The sequence below is a fragment of the Bacillus sp. SJS genome, from assembly GCF_000732485.2.
Lineage (GTDB): Bacteria > Bacillota > Bacilli > Bacillales > Bacillaceae > Metabacillus_B > Metabacillus_B sediminis.
In genome coordinates this window covers 129,984-147,062 of the sequence record NZ_JAQV02000024.1, presented here as the reverse complement: position 1 = coordinate 147,062, position 17,079 = coordinate 129,984, and the positions used below count along the sequence as shown (strand labels likewise).

18 protein-coding genes are annotated in these 17,079 nt (G+C 41.0%); 13 read left to right on the top strand and 5 right to left on the bottom strand.

Annotated features, from left to right (window positions below; genetic code table 11):
• Positions 1-33: 33 nt before the first annotated feature.
• Entirely contained in the window at positions 34-1,233 is a 1,200-nt protein-coding gene (locus AS29_RS15215) for an MFS transporter (protein WP_035409157.1), read from the top strand.
• Between the two features lie 157 nt (positions 1,234-1,390).
• Here the strand turns inward: AS29_RS15215 and AS29_RS15210 are convergent, their stop codons facing one another.
• The 3 genes from AS29_RS15210 to AS29_RS15200 all read right to left on the bottom strand — a co-directional run bounded on the left by AS29_RS15210 (position 1,391) and on the right by AS29_RS15200 (position 4,080).
• Positions 1,391-1,915 carry a hypothetical protein gene (locus AS29_RS15210; protein WP_035409155.1) on the bottom strand — a complete coding sequence of 175 codons (525 nt, stop codon included), beginning with the start codon at positions 1,913-1,915 and terminating at the stop codon, positions 1,391-1,393.
• 9 nt (positions 1,916-1,924) lie between these two features.
• Positions 1,925-3,391 carry an FAD-binding oxidoreductase gene (locus AS29_RS15205; RefSeq protein ID WP_231889958.1) on the bottom strand — a complete coding sequence of 489 codons (1,467 nt, stop codon included), beginning with the start codon at positions 3,389-3,391 and terminating at the stop codon, positions 1,925-1,927.
• Positions 3,392-3,711: 320 nt separating this feature from the next.
• Complete coding sequence (locus tag AS29_RS15200) at positions 3,712-4,080, bottom strand: helix-turn-helix domain-containing protein (protein ID WP_035409153.1); 369 nt, start codon at positions 4,078-4,080, stop codon at positions 3,712-3,714.
• A gap of 195 nt (positions 4,081-4,275) precedes the next feature.
• On the opposite strand from AS29_RS15200, the gene AS29_RS15195 reads away from it, so the two are divergent.
• From AS29_RS15195 to AS29_RS15175, 5 genes are all read left to right on the top strand, one after another.
• On the top strand, positions 4,276-4,671 hold the full coding sequence (locus AS29_RS15195; RefSeq protein WP_035409151.1) for a hypothetical protein: 396 nt from the start codon (positions 4,276-4,278) through the stop codon (positions 4,669-4,671).
• Positions 4,672-4,723: 52 nt separating this feature from the next.
• The gene (locus AS29_RS15190; protein WP_035409148.1) at positions 4,724-5,038 is read left to right on the top strand and encodes an ArsR/SmtB family transcription factor; all 315 of its coding nucleotides are present in this window, start codon (positions 4,724-4,726) and stop codon (positions 5,036-5,038) included.
• Between the two features lie 134 nt (positions 5,039-5,172).
• Positions 5,173-5,601, top strand: a complete 429-nt coding sequence (locus AS29_RS15185) for a DMT family transporter (protein ID WP_035409146.1) — start codon at positions 5,173-5,175, stop codon at positions 5,599-5,601.
• Positions 5,602-5,611: 10 nt separating this feature from the next.
• Positions 5,612-6,064, top strand: coding sequence for a DMT family transporter (locus AS29_RS15180; protein ID WP_035409144.1), 453 nt, complete (start codon positions 5,612-5,614; stop codon positions 6,062-6,064).
• 123 nt (positions 6,065-6,187) lie between these two features.
• Positions 6,188-6,637 carry a hypothetical protein gene (locus AS29_RS15175; protein WP_035409142.1) on the top strand — a complete coding sequence of 150 codons (450 nt, stop codon included), beginning with the start codon at positions 6,188-6,190 and terminating at the stop codon, positions 6,635-6,637.
• Between the two features lie 92 nt (positions 6,638-6,729).
• Here AS29_RS15175 and AS29_RS15170 read toward each other — a convergent pair whose 3' ends face one another.
• Entirely contained in the window at positions 6,730-7,275 is a 546-nt protein-coding gene (locus AS29_RS15170) for an NAD(P)H-dependent oxidoreductase (protein ID WP_035409140.1), read from the bottom strand.
• Between the two features lie 350 nt (positions 7,276-7,625).
• Between AS29_RS15170 and AS29_RS15165 the strand changes: the two genes are divergently transcribed.
• From AS29_RS15165 to AS29_RS15140, 6 genes are all read left to right on the top strand, one after another.
• Positions 7,626-8,579, top strand: a complete 954-nt coding sequence (locus AS29_RS15165) for a GGDEF domain-containing protein (RefSeq protein WP_051860725.1) — start codon at positions 7,626-7,628, stop codon at positions 8,577-8,579.
• Positions 8,580-8,790: 211 nt separating this feature from the next.
• Positions 8,791-9,801 (top strand): LacI family DNA-binding transcriptional regulator, encoded by a 1,011-nt coding sequence (locus AS29_RS15160; RefSeq protein ID WP_035409138.1) that lies wholly within the window; start codon positions 8,791-8,793, stop codon positions 9,799-9,801.
• Between the two features lie 90 nt (positions 9,802-9,891).
• Positions 9,892-12,015 carry an amylo-alpha-1,6-glucosidase gene (locus AS29_RS15155; RefSeq protein ID WP_035409135.1) on the top strand — a complete coding sequence of 708 codons (2,124 nt, stop codon included), beginning with the start codon at positions 9,892-9,894 and terminating at the stop codon, positions 12,013-12,015.
• Positions 12,016-12,030: 15 nt separating this feature from the next.
• Positions 12,031-13,281: an ABC transporter substrate-binding protein gene (locus tag AS29_RS15150; protein ID WP_035409133.1), complete on the top strand. Its 1,251-nt coding sequence runs from the start codon at positions 12,031-12,033 to the stop codon at positions 13,279-13,281.
• 77 nt (positions 13,282-13,358) lie between these two features.
• On the top strand, positions 13,359-14,261 hold the full coding sequence (locus AS29_RS15145) for a carbohydrate ABC transporter permease (RefSeq protein WP_035409131.1): 903 nt from the start codon (positions 13,359-13,361) through the stop codon (positions 14,259-14,261).
• Between the two features lie 15 nt (positions 14,262-14,276).
• On the top strand, positions 14,277-15,101 hold the full coding sequence (locus AS29_RS15140; protein ID WP_035409129.1) for a carbohydrate ABC transporter permease: 825 nt from the start codon (positions 14,277-14,279) through the stop codon (positions 15,099-15,101).
• Between the two features lie 85 nt (positions 15,102-15,186).
• Here AS29_RS15140 and AS29_RS15135 read toward each other — a convergent pair whose 3' ends face one another.
• Positions 15,187-15,678, bottom strand: a complete 492-nt coding sequence (locus AS29_RS15135) for a CBO0543 family protein (RefSeq protein ID WP_035409127.1) — start codon at positions 15,676-15,678, stop codon at positions 15,187-15,189.
• A 299-nt stretch (positions 15,679-15,977) separates the two neighbouring features.
• Here AS29_RS15135 and AS29_RS15130 point away from each other — a divergent pair, with 299 nt between their 5' ends.
• Positions 15,978-17,066 carry a glycosyltransferase gene (locus AS29_RS15130; RefSeq protein ID WP_035409125.1) on the top strand — a complete coding sequence of 363 codons (1,089 nt, stop codon included), beginning with the start codon at positions 15,978-15,980 and terminating at the stop codon, positions 17,064-17,066.
• Positions 17,067-17,079 lie beyond the last annotated feature (13 nt).

Below are 17,079 nucleotides of genomic sequence, written 5' to 3'. Positions count from 1 at the left end.
TCAAGTTCATAACAGAAAGAAGGGATCAGCACCATGTCAGGAAATCAGCGAAAGCAGCTATTTATTTTGATGATCAACATGTTTATTGCCATCGGCAGCTTTGGTATCATCATCCCGATTTTGCCAGCTTATTTAAAATCAATTAATCAGGGAGGCATGGCTGCCGGTCTTATGATTGCCATTTTTGCCGGAGCACAGCTTGTTTTTTCTCCGATTGCAGGAAGATGGGCTGATCAGCACGGACGGAGAAAAATGATCGTATATGGCCTCGCGGGTCTTACTTTGTCCATGTTCATCTTTTACGCTACGGATTCGATTCTTTGGCTGTATGCCTCACGGGTGATCGGGGGAATCGGCGCAGCTCTGTTAATTCCGGCTATTTTTGCTTATATTGCTGATATTACCACTATTGAGCAGCGGGCAAAGGGAAACAGTTATATCTCAGCCGCCATGTCGCTGGGAATTGTAATTGGACCAGGAATTGGCGGATTTTTGGCAGACTATGGCCTTAAGGTGCCATTTCTCGTTTCAGCGATTGTCTCTCTGGCCGCTGTTATTTTTTCCGTTGTGGTTTTGAAAGAGAGCGAGTCCATTCAAGCCCCGGATCAGCAAATGGTCCATGCCGATACAGAGTCCATGCTGAAAAAGCTTGCTTTGTCTGTAAGAAAGCCATATTTCATTCCGCTGGTTATTACGTTAATAATGAGTTTTGGTCTAATGGCCTATGAATCGGTGCTCGGTCTTTTCGTTGATAATCAATTCGGAGCATCCCCGCAGGAGATTGCATTAATGATTACCTCGACAGGAATTATCAGTGTTATTGTTCAACTCTTTATCGTGGATCGAATCGTTCAGAAGTTCGGCGAACAAGTGGTTCTCAACATTTTCATAGGGGTAGCCGCTGCAGGATTCCTTTTTAGCCTTTTTGCAAAGGATTACGTACTTTTCTTCGGCATCACATTGCTCATTTTCCTGGCTACCTCCATTTTAAGACCTGTCCTAAACACGCTTATTTCAAAAATGGCTGGAAATGAACAAGGTTTTGCCATGGGCTTGAACAATTCTTATATGAGCATAGGGAATATTTTAGGACCAACGTTCGCGGGAGTCCTCTATGACGTCCAAATTCTCTATCCTTTTATGCTGGGGTTTGTCCTGCTGGTTATTACTCTTTTTATAACAATCGGCTGGCAAAAGCAGACGCAAAAAAAGTCGGTACCGGTTAAATCATAATTGGGAATAATGTGCAGGCGGCTCTGGAAGCCTGGACCCTTGTTTTGTGTCAATTCAGCATAACATTTAATAAATCATCATAAATCCACGAAAAGTCATTACAAAACGAAAAGAGTCAGCAAAGGGGCACAGCAGGTTTTCTGCAGTGCCCCTTTTGTTAGTCATATTTACGTTCTCCTTTTCGATAACGCCATTCCCACCATCCGCTGATGAAAAGGAGAACTCCAAAAAAGATCAGAAAAATAGAGGGAGAGAAAATTTTTACAAACGAAAGCCCAATCATGATGATTCCCACCAGTAAATAGTGATGGACAGCATGTACCCGGTAGGAAGGCTTTTGAATATGCCATGCCCGGAAATACCCTTGCAGAAAGCCCAAACCGATTTGCATTAGAAGTGCTGCATATGGAAGCATTTCGACCGGGAAAACCATCCATCCTGCTGCTATATAGACCAGACCCATCCCACTATAAATGGCAGATATATAGGCAGATGAGTCCGGCTTTTTTACAGAATAAGTCCGGAATCCCCACGCGGCGGAAAAGGAAAACACCGCAAAAAGCCAGGCAAAAAGGGTAAAGCTCATCGAAACTTCTTTTAGCCAGATAATATAATAGGGGAAGATGACAACCTGCCCAACTGTTACGATAAGCGGAATCAGCCGCTGACTATTCTTTTCCATGGCAGCCCCTTAATCTTTCAGATAATGATTATAAAACAAATTGACAAAAACTTCGTTTGGATCAACCCTTTTTTTCTGCTCTTTAAATGCTTCCCATTCCGGATAGGCTCTCCTAAATTGATCTTTTGTTTGATAAGGGTAATAAGGAAGATAATATGTACCTCCAAATTTTAAGGTTGCTTCGGTCCATTTTTGAATCATATTCTCTGCGTGCTGCATTTGCTTGTCATTTACTCCATGCTGGATCAGGACGACCAATCCAAGCATGTCTTTTTTAGCATAGCGAAGATGTGTAAACGAATCTCTTTCTGTGAAACGGACGGTTATATTATGAACTTTAAAATCCTCGTGTTTGTCATTGGAGGGGAGGGTATTTTTCAGCTCATTTATATATTCCTCAAACGAATCAACTGGAACAAAAAACTCCTGCAGGACTTCAACCCTCCCTGGAACAGTGAATTCCATAAAATCAGATTCAGAACGCATGGCATTATTCCGCGTAACAGTATCCCCGTTAAAAGACCTGCTGAATTGTTTTTGGCTCTCCCAGAAAAAATCTTCAAGCCTCCCCCCGCTTCTTCCGAGATCGAGTGCAAACTTACTGAGTCTGACAGCACTTTCCCCTTTAAGCGGAGTGGAGTTATCCTTTTCTCCGGTCACATTGTAATCAATTGCATACATTTCATTTAAGAATGAACCAGGCGCCACACTAACTCTTGCATAGTGAAACCCGACTTTCTCGTTTTCTACTGCTTTATGAAAATATTCTTCGTATTCTTTTGTCTGGAGCTCTTTCGTATGCATGGAATAAACATCGTTATCAGTAAGCTCAAGCGTCACATCGGCAATCACTCCGAATAATCCATATCCTCCGAGCACTTCCTGCATCAATTGATCTCCACGCTTTAATTTCTTCACTTCTCCTGCTGGAGTAATCAGCGTCATCTCTTTCACAGTACCCGCCATAGAGCCATTTCTGATATCTCTGCCATGTGCGTTGACGGATAGGGATCCCCCAACGGTGAATATCGATTGTGATTGAGTTACTTTTAAGGCAAGTCCATATGGATTGATGGACTCTTGAATATCTCCCCATGAAGCCCCGGCCTCAACACGAACGGTTTTCTCCTGTTCATTGATTTCGAGAATCTTATTCATATTTTTCATGTCAAGTACTGTTCCGTTTTTATAATAGGTATGACCGCCCTGGGAGTGCTGGAGGCCGGCTATGGATATGTGCTTCCCGTGCTTATTTGAATCTTTTATTATTTTTTGCAGCTGCTCAATATTTTCGGATGGAATAACTTGTTCGATTTTCCCAGGAAGAAGGCCAGTGTAATCTGTAGCAAGCCCGCTTTGAGACAAACCGTATTTTCTTTTTTCAATCGGGATATTCCAAGCAGACATACTTGCAAAAATTATGACGAGGAGGGCTAGAAACCATGGTTTCTTTGTGATGCTTATCATTGTTTTCATAGTATCTCCTGATTTCTTTTTTAGGTAGGGACCACATTGATTATACCGAAAAAATGGAAGTAGGAGAGGTATTGAATTTCGGGAGAAAGATTTCATTCATCATTAACGGAGAATTGCTTTTTGAAAAAATTGGCTGCTTGAGAAGAAAGGATTTTTGCTCTGCATGTCTTAGGGATTGGTGCCGGGTCATGAAATGAAGAGTGAAAAAAGGGGTACCTCTGCTGTGGTATTTAGAATACGGGCATCTTTTTATTTAATGACAAATAACAGAAAACTGCTCCGCAGATACCGGAATTTCACCGGAGTCTACTGCTAAGAATTCATTTTTTTTCCTTCTTGTTTATGATGTTCCTAAGGTTGCGTGTAAGCTCCAGCATAAACTCCAATTCTTCCCTAGTTATAATTTTTCCATCTATATAAAAATCAAAGTTCTCCAGGACGTTGCTTGAGGCTAAATCCAATTCATGCATAAGGGTTCTTTCACTATCGGAGTACCATTTTTTTTCATCCTCCACAAAATAGTTCAGATCTTTTGAATAAACCTCCGCAATCCTTGTTAATAGCGTCAAAGATGGCTGATTAATGCCCCGTTCAATTTTGGAAAGGTTGCTTGGGTCATAATTCACTTTTTCGGCTAGGTCTTTTAGGGTGTGACCGTGACTTTTTCTCAATTCTTTAATCTTTTTCATAATGCTGATCCCTGCCTTGAGAGGTTTTATATTGTCATATTTGACCTAAACAGTGGGTTTTTTATCATTTTATTTAGGAATTTAATAAGGTATACATTATTGGTCAAGAAATTTCATTATTGGTGTAATCAGCCAAAAGATGTATTCATAAACTATCTTTAGTGTTTAAATTTTTGATGGAGGGAGGACATTTTCATGAATATAGATATGGCATCTTTTTTAGGGGAAATTATTTTGGAATATGAGGAAAATTTCGGACCGCTCCATTTCTCGGTTGAAAAGATGAATGGTGAATTTGCCTTTACAGAAATGGATGAAAGATTACTGGACCTGTCGAAATTGTCTTTACTCCACATTGGAAAGCCATTGGCTGAATTCGACTATCTGAATGAAAAATCGCTTCAATTTTATATAAATGTCTTTAATAGAGCATGGGGCGGAAAGACGGTTGTATATTATATGATTCCCAGACTGAATCCGGATATTTACCTCATTGTATTAATTAAACCTGTAGTGGATGACCAGGGGGAAATCTTATTTATTAAAGGCAGAAGCGCATGTAATTTCACCAGCAGATTATCAATCCTTTAGTTAATGAGGATCTGTATTTGACTTCCCGCTTAAAACCATTAAAATAAAATCCATGGACCTATTAACCATTTTTAAAGCACTTTCAAATGATACACGTTTGAGTATATTAGAGTGGCTTCGTGAACCTGAGAAGCATTTTCAGAATAAGCAAGCTCATCTGCCGAAGGAGGTTTATAATCAGGGCGGAGTTTGTGTTGGAGATATTCAGGAAAAAGCAAACCTTTCTCAGTCTACCGTTTCAAATTATTTATCCATGCTGCAAAAAGCCGGTCTTCTTCATTCAGTCCGTCATGGCCAGTGGACCTATTATCGCAGAAATGAAGAGCTGATTCAGGAGCTCTCGAACTATATATCCAAAGATCTTTGATTTGAGCACTTAATTATAGACACTTCCTGATCATCATGTTAATCTTGCTGGGAGCTATTGCAAATAGCTCTATAATTTTTATCTTATATATCTAAATTTCTAGATATGTAAATATAAAGGTGGGAAACTGTGTAATGAAAATTATATTTTACGCTGCTGCAGTGCTTGCAGGGGGCTCCCTTGCATTCGAAGGGGCGATTGCCGGCCAGCTCGGAACGGTCATTGGTGAACTGGAGAGCAGCTATTATATTTTTATGATGGGAACGATTCTTCTTGGGCTGATCACGGTATTTTTCGGGAAAGGAAATCTGTCGAATATTTTTAAAGCACCCAAGTGGAACCTGACAGGCGGATTGCTCGGGACCGTTTACTTAACGATCCTCGTCATAAGCATTCCTTTTGTAGGAATTGGTGTATCCATGGTTTCGGTCATTGTTGGCCAAATGATCACTTCGATGGTCATCGAACATTTTGGATGGCTTGGAAGCGAAAAAATAACCATCAGCAAGGAACGAATTGCAGCGATTGTCTGTATGGGCGCTGCGCTGTTCTTTATATTCTAGGAGGGAAATCATGAGTATCATTATGGCGGTTTTGGCTCTTTTTGGAGGAGTAACGTTAAGTGCGCAATCCTCCATAAATGGGGCATTCAGCAAGAAGACCGGAACATTCGAAACATCATTTTTTACATTTTTAACAGGATTCATGTTTCTAACGGTTATTGTTATTTTCTTTGGTGAAGGGAACATTTTGAATTTAGTTGAAGTTCCGAAGTGGCAGCTTATTTGCGCGATTCTCGGAACGGCGTATATGTTATTAACCGTTCTTTCTGTTCCATTTATCGGCGTTACCGCTGCAAGCATAGCGACAGTTATCGGGCAGCTGGGAGGGAGTATGCTAGTCGATCACTTTGGCTGGTTTGGAAGCACGCAAATCCCGTTTGAATGGGACCGTGCATCTGGTGTCCTGCTCATGATTCTAGCCTTATTTTTTATTTTTCAGGGTAATGTAAAAGCATCAAAATAACCGGAAACCTCAAAATAGAGGTTTCTTTTTTTTGACCACAAAAGCAAGTATAGGCATAACGTATAAGGGCGGTGAAGTATTTGTTTCCTTCTTTAGCCTTGTTTAGAGAAAGGAGAAATGACGTTGTTTACTAAGTTCAAGGAACGATTAGCCGGTGTCTCTGAACATGGACTGGGAATACCGATAACGAGTCAGATGCTTGAAAAAGCCATTCAAATGAAAGCGAAAGATGTTCAGGATGTGAAGGTGGAAATAGTCGGTCATCTCATCATTCTTCATGGGAAAATCACCGTAACGAAAATGATGATGAAGAAGGATATTGTGTTCCGTGCTACCCTGAAGCCTATTAGTTTAGAAGGAAGAACCATACTGATGGAGCTTGAGGATGTTAAGCCTTTAAACATCAGCTTAATTAACCGCATAATCTTGAATAAACCTCCATTTGCAGAATATAGACAGAAAATGATCAAACTTGATTTAAATGCCTGGGAGAAAATAAAAAATGTGCCTTTTGGAAAGCTGAAGTCCTTTGAGATGAAGAAGGATGCCATTTTAGTAAAGGTTTGGATTTAGAAGATTGTTGTATTTTCTATAAGACCATAAAACTGCAGAGATTCGCTATGAAAGAACAAGCTTGAGAATATGTTTCTCAAGCTTGTTAGCTGCTAAAATACCTCGTTCAAATGCGCCCTTAATTCCCTCTGCACCTTTTCAACCTGAGGATTTTTCACCACATCATAACATGCGAATGTTGGCAGGGGTTTCAATCCGATAAATTCCTGCATTTTGTGAAGATGATACAATGCCTCATCTACGCTTTTCCCTTCAAAAAAATCATTTTCGTTATTAAATGCATTTTCATATGCATTCCATGTAACGGAAAACATATAATGCTTCTCCTTAAACTGTCCGCCTTTTCCATAGAATTCAGAGCCTTTAAAGAAAATATTATCCATGTACACTTGATCAATATAATGTTTAAACAGTCCGGGGATACTGAACCAACAGATGGGTGTCTGTAAGATTACAGCGTCTGCCCGCTGCCATTTACCAATCTCTTCCTCAGAATCATAGCCCATTTGGACAATGGTCTCCTGAAGATCAAAACGATCATGGAGTGACTCTCGGATGGTTTGGAATAAAGCTGAATTCAAATTGCCTTTGGATTTTCTGTAATATTCGTGTCCATTGACTATGAGTATATTTTTCAAATGGCATCCTCCTTTGTTTACTCACTTGAAGTATGGGGAAGATGCCTTCCTATTAACAGTACGCACTTCAAAGTCTGATAGGTACTGAAAAGTAACAATTGAGAGGGGGGACAGGCGAATATAGAAGCGCCTTGCAGCCTGCAAGATGATTGAATGGGAATCCGCCAAAAGTCGCGATTACAGCATTTTCAAAATTGAGCACATTAATCCGTTAGGTTAAGAGGCTGAACTGGGTATATATAGTAAATGATAATTATTTTTTCAAGAGAATGATCTAAATACATAAAATATACGTTATACAAAGATAAGAGTCTGTTAGCGTAATATAGGCAGCAAGGGAGTGGCAGAATATGAGGATTTTGCATATTGGAATTGAAGAAACACAAGCACCGATTACAGGGTTGGATTGGCTGGGTGAGATCATTACTGCCTCTTCAATGCCGGAAGCTTTTCATTTAAAGGAAAGTGGCTGCAGTTTATTCGACCTCATATTGATTTCCGAGGAAATATGGCTGGATAGCCCGGCGGAGGTCATTCTTAAACTCAAGAGGGGAATCCTGAAAGAGGATGGCTGCATTATTGCCATTCTTGAAAACGAGACGTCAGAAAAGGTAGAGCAGCTATATCGTGCTGGAGCTAATGATTACCTTGTAAAACCTTTAACAGAAAGCAAGCTGCTATTCCGGTTGAATCGCATCTCCTCCGGAAAAACAGAGCTCGACCGCGAAGAAGAACTGCTGAAAGCTATACGGCAGCTTGAAAAGACAAATGAGCGGCTGAAAAGCTTGACTGACTTGGACTCCTTGACTGGGATTTTTAACCGGAGATACTTCCACACTTATCTATCAAAAAAATGGGACAATCCAAAGACGGATCATAACCGTATCTTTATTATGATGGCAGATATTGACGCTTTTAAAGCGTTCAATGATACATACGGTCATGTAAAAGGGGATCAATGCTTAAAGCAAGTAGCTGAATGCATGAAAGAATTATCCCAAAAACTTAATGGCATAACGGCCCGTTATGGCGGAGAAGAATTTATCGTCGTTATTGAAAATCATGATGAGAAGAAAGTTGTACAACTGGCAGATGAAATCAGAAGAGAAGTAGAAAAATTGAAAATCCCTAGCGAATCGGGGGAAAAACCAAAGGTAACCATTAGTATAGGGGTTGCCGGCGGAAGTATGGATGGAATAACGGCCTATAAAGAATTGATTGATGAGGCTGACCAAGCTTTATACCTTGCCAAAGATTTAGGCGGCAATCAGGTAATAAATGAAAAAACAAAAACGAATGCTTAAAATGTCAATGCCGGGCTCGGAAAAAATGGCTTTTCCTGTCCGGCTTTTTATATGAGTTTTAAATATCATTCCGGCTATGTTAAGTTTCGAGAAATCGGCAGGGATTTCACATAAGCAATTTTTTTGCAGGTAAAAAATAGTTGCAATCGCTTGCAAACGAGAGTATGATGGACCCATAAACGGTATCCGAAACGTTTTGGAGGTTTTTGGATTGACGACGATCAAAGATATTGCAAAAGCTGCAGGGGTGTCTGTTACAACGGTTTCTAGAGCCTTGAACGGATATTCCGATGTAAATGAAAAAACAAGGAAGAAAATTATTGAGATTTCTAAAGAGCTGAATTACAGCCCGAACATTCTCGCTAGAGGTCTCGTAATGAACAAATCCAAAACAATCGGATTGCTCGTTTCTGGATTTAATAAAGAAAGCATTAAAGACAACTTCACCTTTGAAGTTCTATCTGGTATTAACCAGTATGCGGCAGAGACAGATTACGACTTGGTGCTGTTTAATACTACTTCCACGAAACAGCGGGAAAAAACATATGCACAGCTGTGCCGCGAAAGACGGGTGGACGGTGTTATCCTGCAGGGGATAAAGACAGATGATCCATACTTGCAGGAAGTTGTTGAAAGCAACATCCCATGTGTACTAATCGATATTCCTATTCAGACAGAGAATGTTGGGTTTGTTACGACAGATAACATTGCCGGTGCGAAAAGCGCGGTGCGTTATTTGATTGAGCTTGGACATAAGAACATTGCCATGGTTAACGGTCACGATTTAGCATTTGTAAGCCAGGAGCGCTTGGAAGGGTATAAGCGTGCACTTTCCGAGGCGGGATTATCCTTCAGGAAAGAACTAGTAATAAATGGAGCCTTTGAAGAGGGAAAATCAGAAGAGGTCACTCACAAACTTTTGAATGATTACCCCGAGGTAACCGCTGTTTTTTGCGCAAGTGACTTGATGGCGTTAGGTTCAATAAAAGCTGCAGGAAAATCAGGCAGGAAAGTACCTGAAAGTTTATCTGTTATCGGCTATGATGATATTTTGCTTTCTTCTTACGTTTCACCGAGTTTGACCACTATTGCACAAAATAAACAACAACTTGGGTTCCATGCCGCTCAGCAGCTGATTGAAATGCTTGAAAAAGAATCAGCTCCTGCACATATAATATTGGAAACGGAGCTTAAAATCAGGCAATCTACTGCAGGAATTTAATAACTCTTCATTCACTGCATGAATTGCTATCTAAAAACCGAAACGTTTCGGATTTTTCCAAAACGTTTCGATTCAGCCAGGAGGAGACAGATGGACTACCTTGTAATCAAAGAAAACGATCTATTTTTATTATCTGAACCGAACGGAGATATTACAGGAAACCATTCTTACGGATTAGGACTTTACTCGAAAGACACCAGATTTTTAAGCAAGCTGGAGCTGACAATTAACGGGGAAAAGCCAATCCTTCTCTCATCAGATGGTTCAGACAACCGGATCTCCAAAGTTCTTCTCACAAATCCGCATATGGAGAAAAATGGTGAATTAATTCTTTGGAGAGAATCCATTCAGTTAGAAAGAGAGCGTTTTATATCTGAAGATACTTTATATGAAACCATTCGTCTTAAAAACTATTTTCCAAAGCCAGTTTCATTCTCGATCGAGGTTTCTTTTGACGCAGATTTCAGCGATATGTTCATAGTTAGAGGATTTCAAACAGGTAAAGTTGGAGAGAGAACGGGCCAGAAATTCAATGAAAACGCCTTCAAAATAATGTATGAAGGTTCTGATAAAATCAAGCGGGCTACAAGAGTTTCCTGGGACCTGCAGCCTGGCGAAATTCAGGAGCATGGGCTGATTACATATGTTTTCGATTTGGAACACGGCCAGGAGGATTCTTTTACCATCATGGTTGAGCCTTTAGCCGGTGACGAGGATAAAACAAATGCTGTTCAGCCGCAAAAAGCCTTGCAGAAACTAACCTCTTCTTATGAAGAGTGGAAGAACGCTTCCGCCTCCATTTCTACAGATCTCTTACCTTTGCAAAAACTTGTAGACAGAGGAATGGCGGATTTACGAGTATTGATGACTGACATAGGGCATGGAATTTTTCCGGTCGCAGGTCTCCCGTGGTTTGGGGTTCCGTTCGGACGTGATAGTTTAATAGCTGCTCTGCAAATGCTTGCCTTCAACCCGGAAGTAGCAAAAGGCACATTGAAGACAATGGCAAGCACTCAAGGCACGAAGGTGGATCCATGGCGCGATGAGCAGCCGGGAAAAATCATGCATGAAATGAGATTCGGCGAACTTGCCAATACGGACCAAATTCCATTTACTCCTTATTATGGAACCATCGATGCAACCCCGTTATACCTGATTCTGCTGACAGAGTACGTAAAATGGACTGGTGATTTAAAGCTTGCAGAAGAATTGATGGACAGTGTCGAGAAGGCTCTGAAATGGATTGATGAATACGGGGACCGGGATGGCGACCTATTCGTGGAATACCATCAGGAGTCGAGCAAGGGAATAGCGAATCAGGGCTGGAAGGACTCAGGTGACTCGATTGTTCACCGAAACGGGGATTACGCAGAAACTCCGATTGCTCTTGCTGAAGTTCAAGGATATGTTTATCAGGCTAAAACCGGCATCGCTGAGATTTTGGAAGCGCTCGGACAGACAGAAAAAGCATCAGAATTGAGACACCAGGCCCAAGAGCTTAAACAGAAATTCGAGGAAGAATTCTGGATGGAAGATAAACAATTTTACGCCATTGCGCTGGATCAAAATAAGGAACAGGTTGGAACGGTAACCTCCAACCCGGGCCACGTTCTTTTCTCAGGAATGCTTGAGCAAAATCGGGCGGACGCTGTGGCGGAAATGCTTACTTCAGAAAAAATGTTTTCCGGATTTGGAATCAGGACGATGGGCGAAGGAGAAGCAGGATATAATCCGATGAGCTATCACGATGGAAGCGTATGGCCGCATGACAATAGCATGACCTTGATCGGCATGAGCAAGCTAAAACAGCAAAGCCATGCAAAAACGGTGATGTCAGGACTGATTAAGGCAGCAGATCATTTTGAATACGAACGGCTTCCTGAATTATTCTGCGGATACCCTGCATCGATAGGCAAAGCCGTGAAATACCCTGTAGCATGTTCTCCTCAAGCATGGGCAGCGGGAACACCTCTTGTTTTTATCCAATCCATTCTCGGACTGTTCCCGGACAGTCTGAATAAAAAAATTGATTTGTCTCCAAATCTATTAGATGAAATGAATGAACTGCTAGTCAGCAATATTTCAATTGGCAATGGAATTTTATCGCTTTCTCTCAGACGGTCAGGGGAGACAACAGAGTGCGAAATAATAGAGAATACGACTGGTTTTGAAGTCATTACAGCGGGAATCGCTTCACCCGTTAAAAACAAATAAGAAGGGGATATGTATATGAAAATCAGAAAAATGCTTGCAGGAATGAGTATGACAGCCCTGCTGCTTGGTACGGCACTTACGGGATGCAGCGGAGACAAAGAAAAGACGGCATCAAATGGGGAAAAGACAGAAATCACACTTGCGGGATGGGGATCCTCTCCTGAAGAGACAAAACTCCTGGATGAAATCCTGAAAGATTTCGAATCCTCGCATCCAAATATAAAAGTGAAGAGAGAAACCATAGCCGATCAGTATATGGATGTGATTAAGACGCGGCTGATTGGCGGAGAGGGCCCGGATGTATTTTATCTGGACGCATTTGAAGCACCAGGCCTCATTTCCACCGGCACTGTGCAGCCGCTTGATGAATACATCAAAGAAGATTTCGATTTGAAGGATTTTGAGGAACCTTTAATCAAAGCATTCCAAAACGAAGGCAAAACGTACGGTGTACCTAAAGGCTATTCCACACTTGCGATGTTCTACAATAAAAAAATGCTGGAAGAAGCAGGCGTTGAAGTTCCAAAAACATGGGAAGAGTTCCAGGCTGCATCAAAAAAACTTTCTAATGGAAAAGGTGTATACGGTTTCGGAGCATCTCCAGAGCTTGCCCGTCTTTACCATATTGCTCAGGCAAAAGGCGGAAAGGTAGCAACGGATAACAAAGCAACATTTGCAGATCAAAAAGTAGTAGACAGTCTGCAGCCAATTGTTGATATGCACAACGTTGAAAAATCTGCAGCTGAACCGAAAGAAACAGGGGAAACATGGACGGGAGAAATGTTCGGTCAGGGAAAAGCTGCATTTGTATTTGAAGGAAACTGGGCAATTCCTTACTTAAAGGCAACTTTCCCGGATTTGGAGTATGGTACCGCTGAGCTTCCTGAAATCAATGGGAAAAAAGGAACGATGGCATACACCGTTTCCTATGTAATGAACGCAGCATCCGAAAAGAAAGAGGCTTCATGGGAATTGATATCTTACCTGACTGGTAAAGAAGGAATGGAAAAATGGACATCAAAAGGTTTTGAACTTCCAAGCCGGAAATCTGTCGCAGAAAAATCCGGTTTTGCTGAGGATGAAATCCGCGGACCACTTGTAGCGGGAGCGCCTTATGCTACGGTTTGGGCAGATGACACCAACCTGCCAATCATTTTCAATAACTTTAATAATCAGTTCATCAGCTCCTTCCTTGGTGAACAGCCGCTTGATAAAGCACTGAAAGCTGCTGAGACGCAAGCCAATAAAGAAATTGAAAACCAATAAGATGCAATAAAGAAGGAAAGAGGAGACCATCCTCTTTTCTTTGTTCCTGCACATTAAGGAAAAGGAGTGGTTAACACATGAGCAATCGAAACTTTTCAAAAGCTAAAGCAAGAGAAGCCGGTCAAGGTTATGTATTTATGAGCCCGACATTGCTTGTCCTGCTTTTGTTTATCATCGGACCTATTTTATATGCCATCTTCCTTGCCTTCCACAAGGTACAGCTGCTCGGCGCAGCTGACTTTCAATACGTCGGCTTTGATAATTTCACGAAAATCATGAATGATGAAAAAGCGAAAATTGCCCTTTGGAATACATTCAAATATGTCATCATCGTTGTGCCGGTCCAAACAATCTTAGCCTTAGTGCTGGCCGCTACACTAAATGCCGGAATAAAAGGACAGAAGTTCTTCCGAATTATCTACTTTCTTCCGACATTAACGTCATCAGCTGTTTTAACGCTGATCTTCATGTGGATGTATAACCAAAACGGTTTGTTTAATAAATTTTTATCCATTTTCGGATTACCTGGCTACAATTGGATTGGAGATCCATCCATTGCATTGAATGCCATCATGATGATGAATATCTGGTCGACTGCCCCATTCTACATGGTCATTTACCTGGCGGCACTTCAGGATATTCCTGAATCATTATATGAAGCAGCTGAACTGGACGGAGCAAATGTATTTCAGAAATTCTTATTTATTACCGTCCCGAATCTGCGTCCTGTCACTTCTTTTGTCGTCATCATGGGACTGATTGGAACATTCCAGCTTTTTGATCAATCCTACATTTTCTCAGGAGGATCCGGAGGGCCGAACAATTCCACGTTAACGGTGGTTCTGCTTATTTATCAATATGCTTTTAAGAGCATGGGAACGATGGGATATGCAGCAGCCATCGCCTTTGCGCTCGCAATCGTCATTCTGATTGCTACGCTCATCCAAAGAAAATTTTCAAAAGAAGAATCACTATACTAAGAGGAGGGACAGTCAGTGAAAAAATTCAAGCCAGGAAAACTCTTGCTGTATGTAATCCTTATCCTATACGCAGTCGTCACGCTTATCCCATTCCTATGGGCACTTGGCTCATCGTTTAAAACACTTGGAGAAATCGTGAGCGGATCCATCAATTTTTTTCCGAAAGAGTTTACATTTGATAACTATAAGCAAATTTTCCTTGAGCAAAAGCTTTTCCCGCGATGGCTCTTTAACAGTTTATTCATCGGAGTAGCCGGTACCCTGCTGAATCTCCTGTTCAACAGTATGGCGGGCTATGCTCTGGCAAGGCTGAGCTTTCCTGGGAAGAAGCCGCTGTTTATTTTAATCCTTGCCATTTTGATGATTCCTGCTCAGGTCACGATGATTCCGAACTACTTAATTCTTAAGGAATTTGGCTGGCTTAATACGTATCAGGGAATGATTATTCCTGCGATGATCAACGTTACCTTTATCTTTATGATGCGCCAGTTCTTTATTAACTTCCCTAAAGAACTCGAAGAAGCTGCAGAGATTGATGGTTTGAACCGTTTCGGTGTTTTCTTCCGGATCGTGCTTCCGCTTGCAAAACCTGCACTTGCTGCCCAGGCAATCTTTGTTTTCATGGGCTTCTGGAACGACTTTATGAGACCGCTGATTATCATGTCCGATCCAACAATGTTTACGCTGCCGCTTGGTCTTAATACATTTAAAGGCCAATATATTTCCTACTGGAACTATATTATGGCAGCTTCAATGGTATTTACTCTTCCTGTATTGCTTCTGTACGGATTCTTTAACCGGTACTTTATTAAAGGAATATCCTTTACAGGGGGAAAATAAGATTTAATGGCAGACAGGATTGCTCCACTATCCTTTCCATAACACCGAAAAAGAAGCTGGCCCAAAAGGTTTATTACCTTATGGGTCAGCTTCTTTCGCTGTGGTTATGATCATTTTTAAAGGCTTCAATTTTTTTTACTGCTGCATGAAGCGCCCGTATCGTTAATAGCGTAAAGCTGGTACAGCTGAACGTGTAAAAGATGTTCCATTTTTTCCACTTGAAAAGCTTTGTTTTTTTCTCCATATACCATTGAGCGATACTCATCGGCACACTCCACGTAAGGCTTTTTAATAGAATCCCGCCTATTCCGTCTCTATACGATTGCCGAACCCAAATAACACTCAGTAATGGGAAGAAAAACATATCAAACAGGATGTTCGTTTGAAAAATTTTTGGAAAAGGACGAACCGGATATTCAATTCTTTTATGGCGGATATAAACTAAATCCAAGATGGTTGATAGCGATCCTTTTGCAAAAAAGACAATGAGCAGCTCTTTGAAATATTTGCTTTTAAATACAAAAGGCAAAGCAACAGTACAAGCTGCGAACAGCCCTCTTATCAGCAATTTTTCCATGAAAACATCCTTTGCGATCATTAGTATGGTATGATGTCATTTTTTGCTGAGGGATGGAAGTTTATACATAAATGATCAGTTGGGATAGTAATTTAGAATCCGGAACATGCAGCCTTGAATAAACTATCTATATATATGGCCAGAACTTAAACAATGCTTGCCGGAAGACGACCTGAGTGAGGTAATGAAACAGAAAATATAAGGACCTGTTTCTGAATGTACTTTGCAAATTTTATCCTTCATAAGTAAACCTGTAAATTTGGTTATTTACGCTAAATTATTGAAATGAGGACGGACAATTGGCAACCATCAGTTTATGCATGATTGTAAAGGATGAAGAGGAGAATCTTGCAAATTGTTTACAATCTATAAAAGGAATTCCGGATGAAATTATTATTGCCGATACCGGCTCTAAAGACCAAACGAAAGCCATAGCATCGGAATGGACATCAAAAATTCTGGATTTTAAATGGTCAGATAATTTTTCAACAGCAAGAAATTATGTTTTTGACCAAGCAGAAATGGATTACATTTTATGGCTTGATGCGGATGATTTTTTAACTTCTGAGAACGCACAGAAATTACTTGCACTGAAGGAGACTTTGGATTCAGCCATTGATGCTGTGACGATGCCTTATCATATTCTGTTAGATGAAAACAACAACGTACTTTCAACAGTCAAAAGGATTCGCCTTGTTAAACGCGGGAAGTTCAGATGGCATGGGTATGTGCATGAGGATTTAGCTGCTGCTGAATCGTATCAGCTTTATGAGAGTGACATTGTGGTTACTCACAATAAGCAAGAGAAAAGGATGGATTCAGACCGGAACCTGAGGATTTATGAGAAACAGCGAAAGAAAGGAATACAGCTGACCCCTCATGATTTGTTTCATTATGCAAGAGAGCTGCATAAACACAAAATGTATGAAAAAGCTGTCAGTGCTTATAAACGGTTTTTGGCCATAGATGGGATTCCTTTGGAGAACCGCATTTATGTAAGCGGAAAGCTTGCCAGCTGTTATTATCATTTGGGAAAACAGGATAAAGAGCTTGAAATTACACTAAAAACTCTTGAATGGGATACCCCAAGGCCGGAATCCTGCTGCCGGCTTGGAGAGCATTTCCTTAAAAGCCAGCAATACAGCCAGGCAGCTTTCTGGTATAGATTAGCACTTGAAGTGCCTGTTCCGGATGATCTTTGGGCGGATGAGACAATGCCCTACAAGACCTGGCTTCCACACAAACAGCTTGGCCTTTGCTATTTCCATCTTGGAGACTATGGGAAGTCTTTGGTCCACAACCGTGCAGTGCTCAAATTTATACCGAATGATCCCGAAGTATTGCAAAACATTCCAGTGCTTGAGCAATTGGATCGGAAGCTTGATTAAGCCCTTCTTTAGG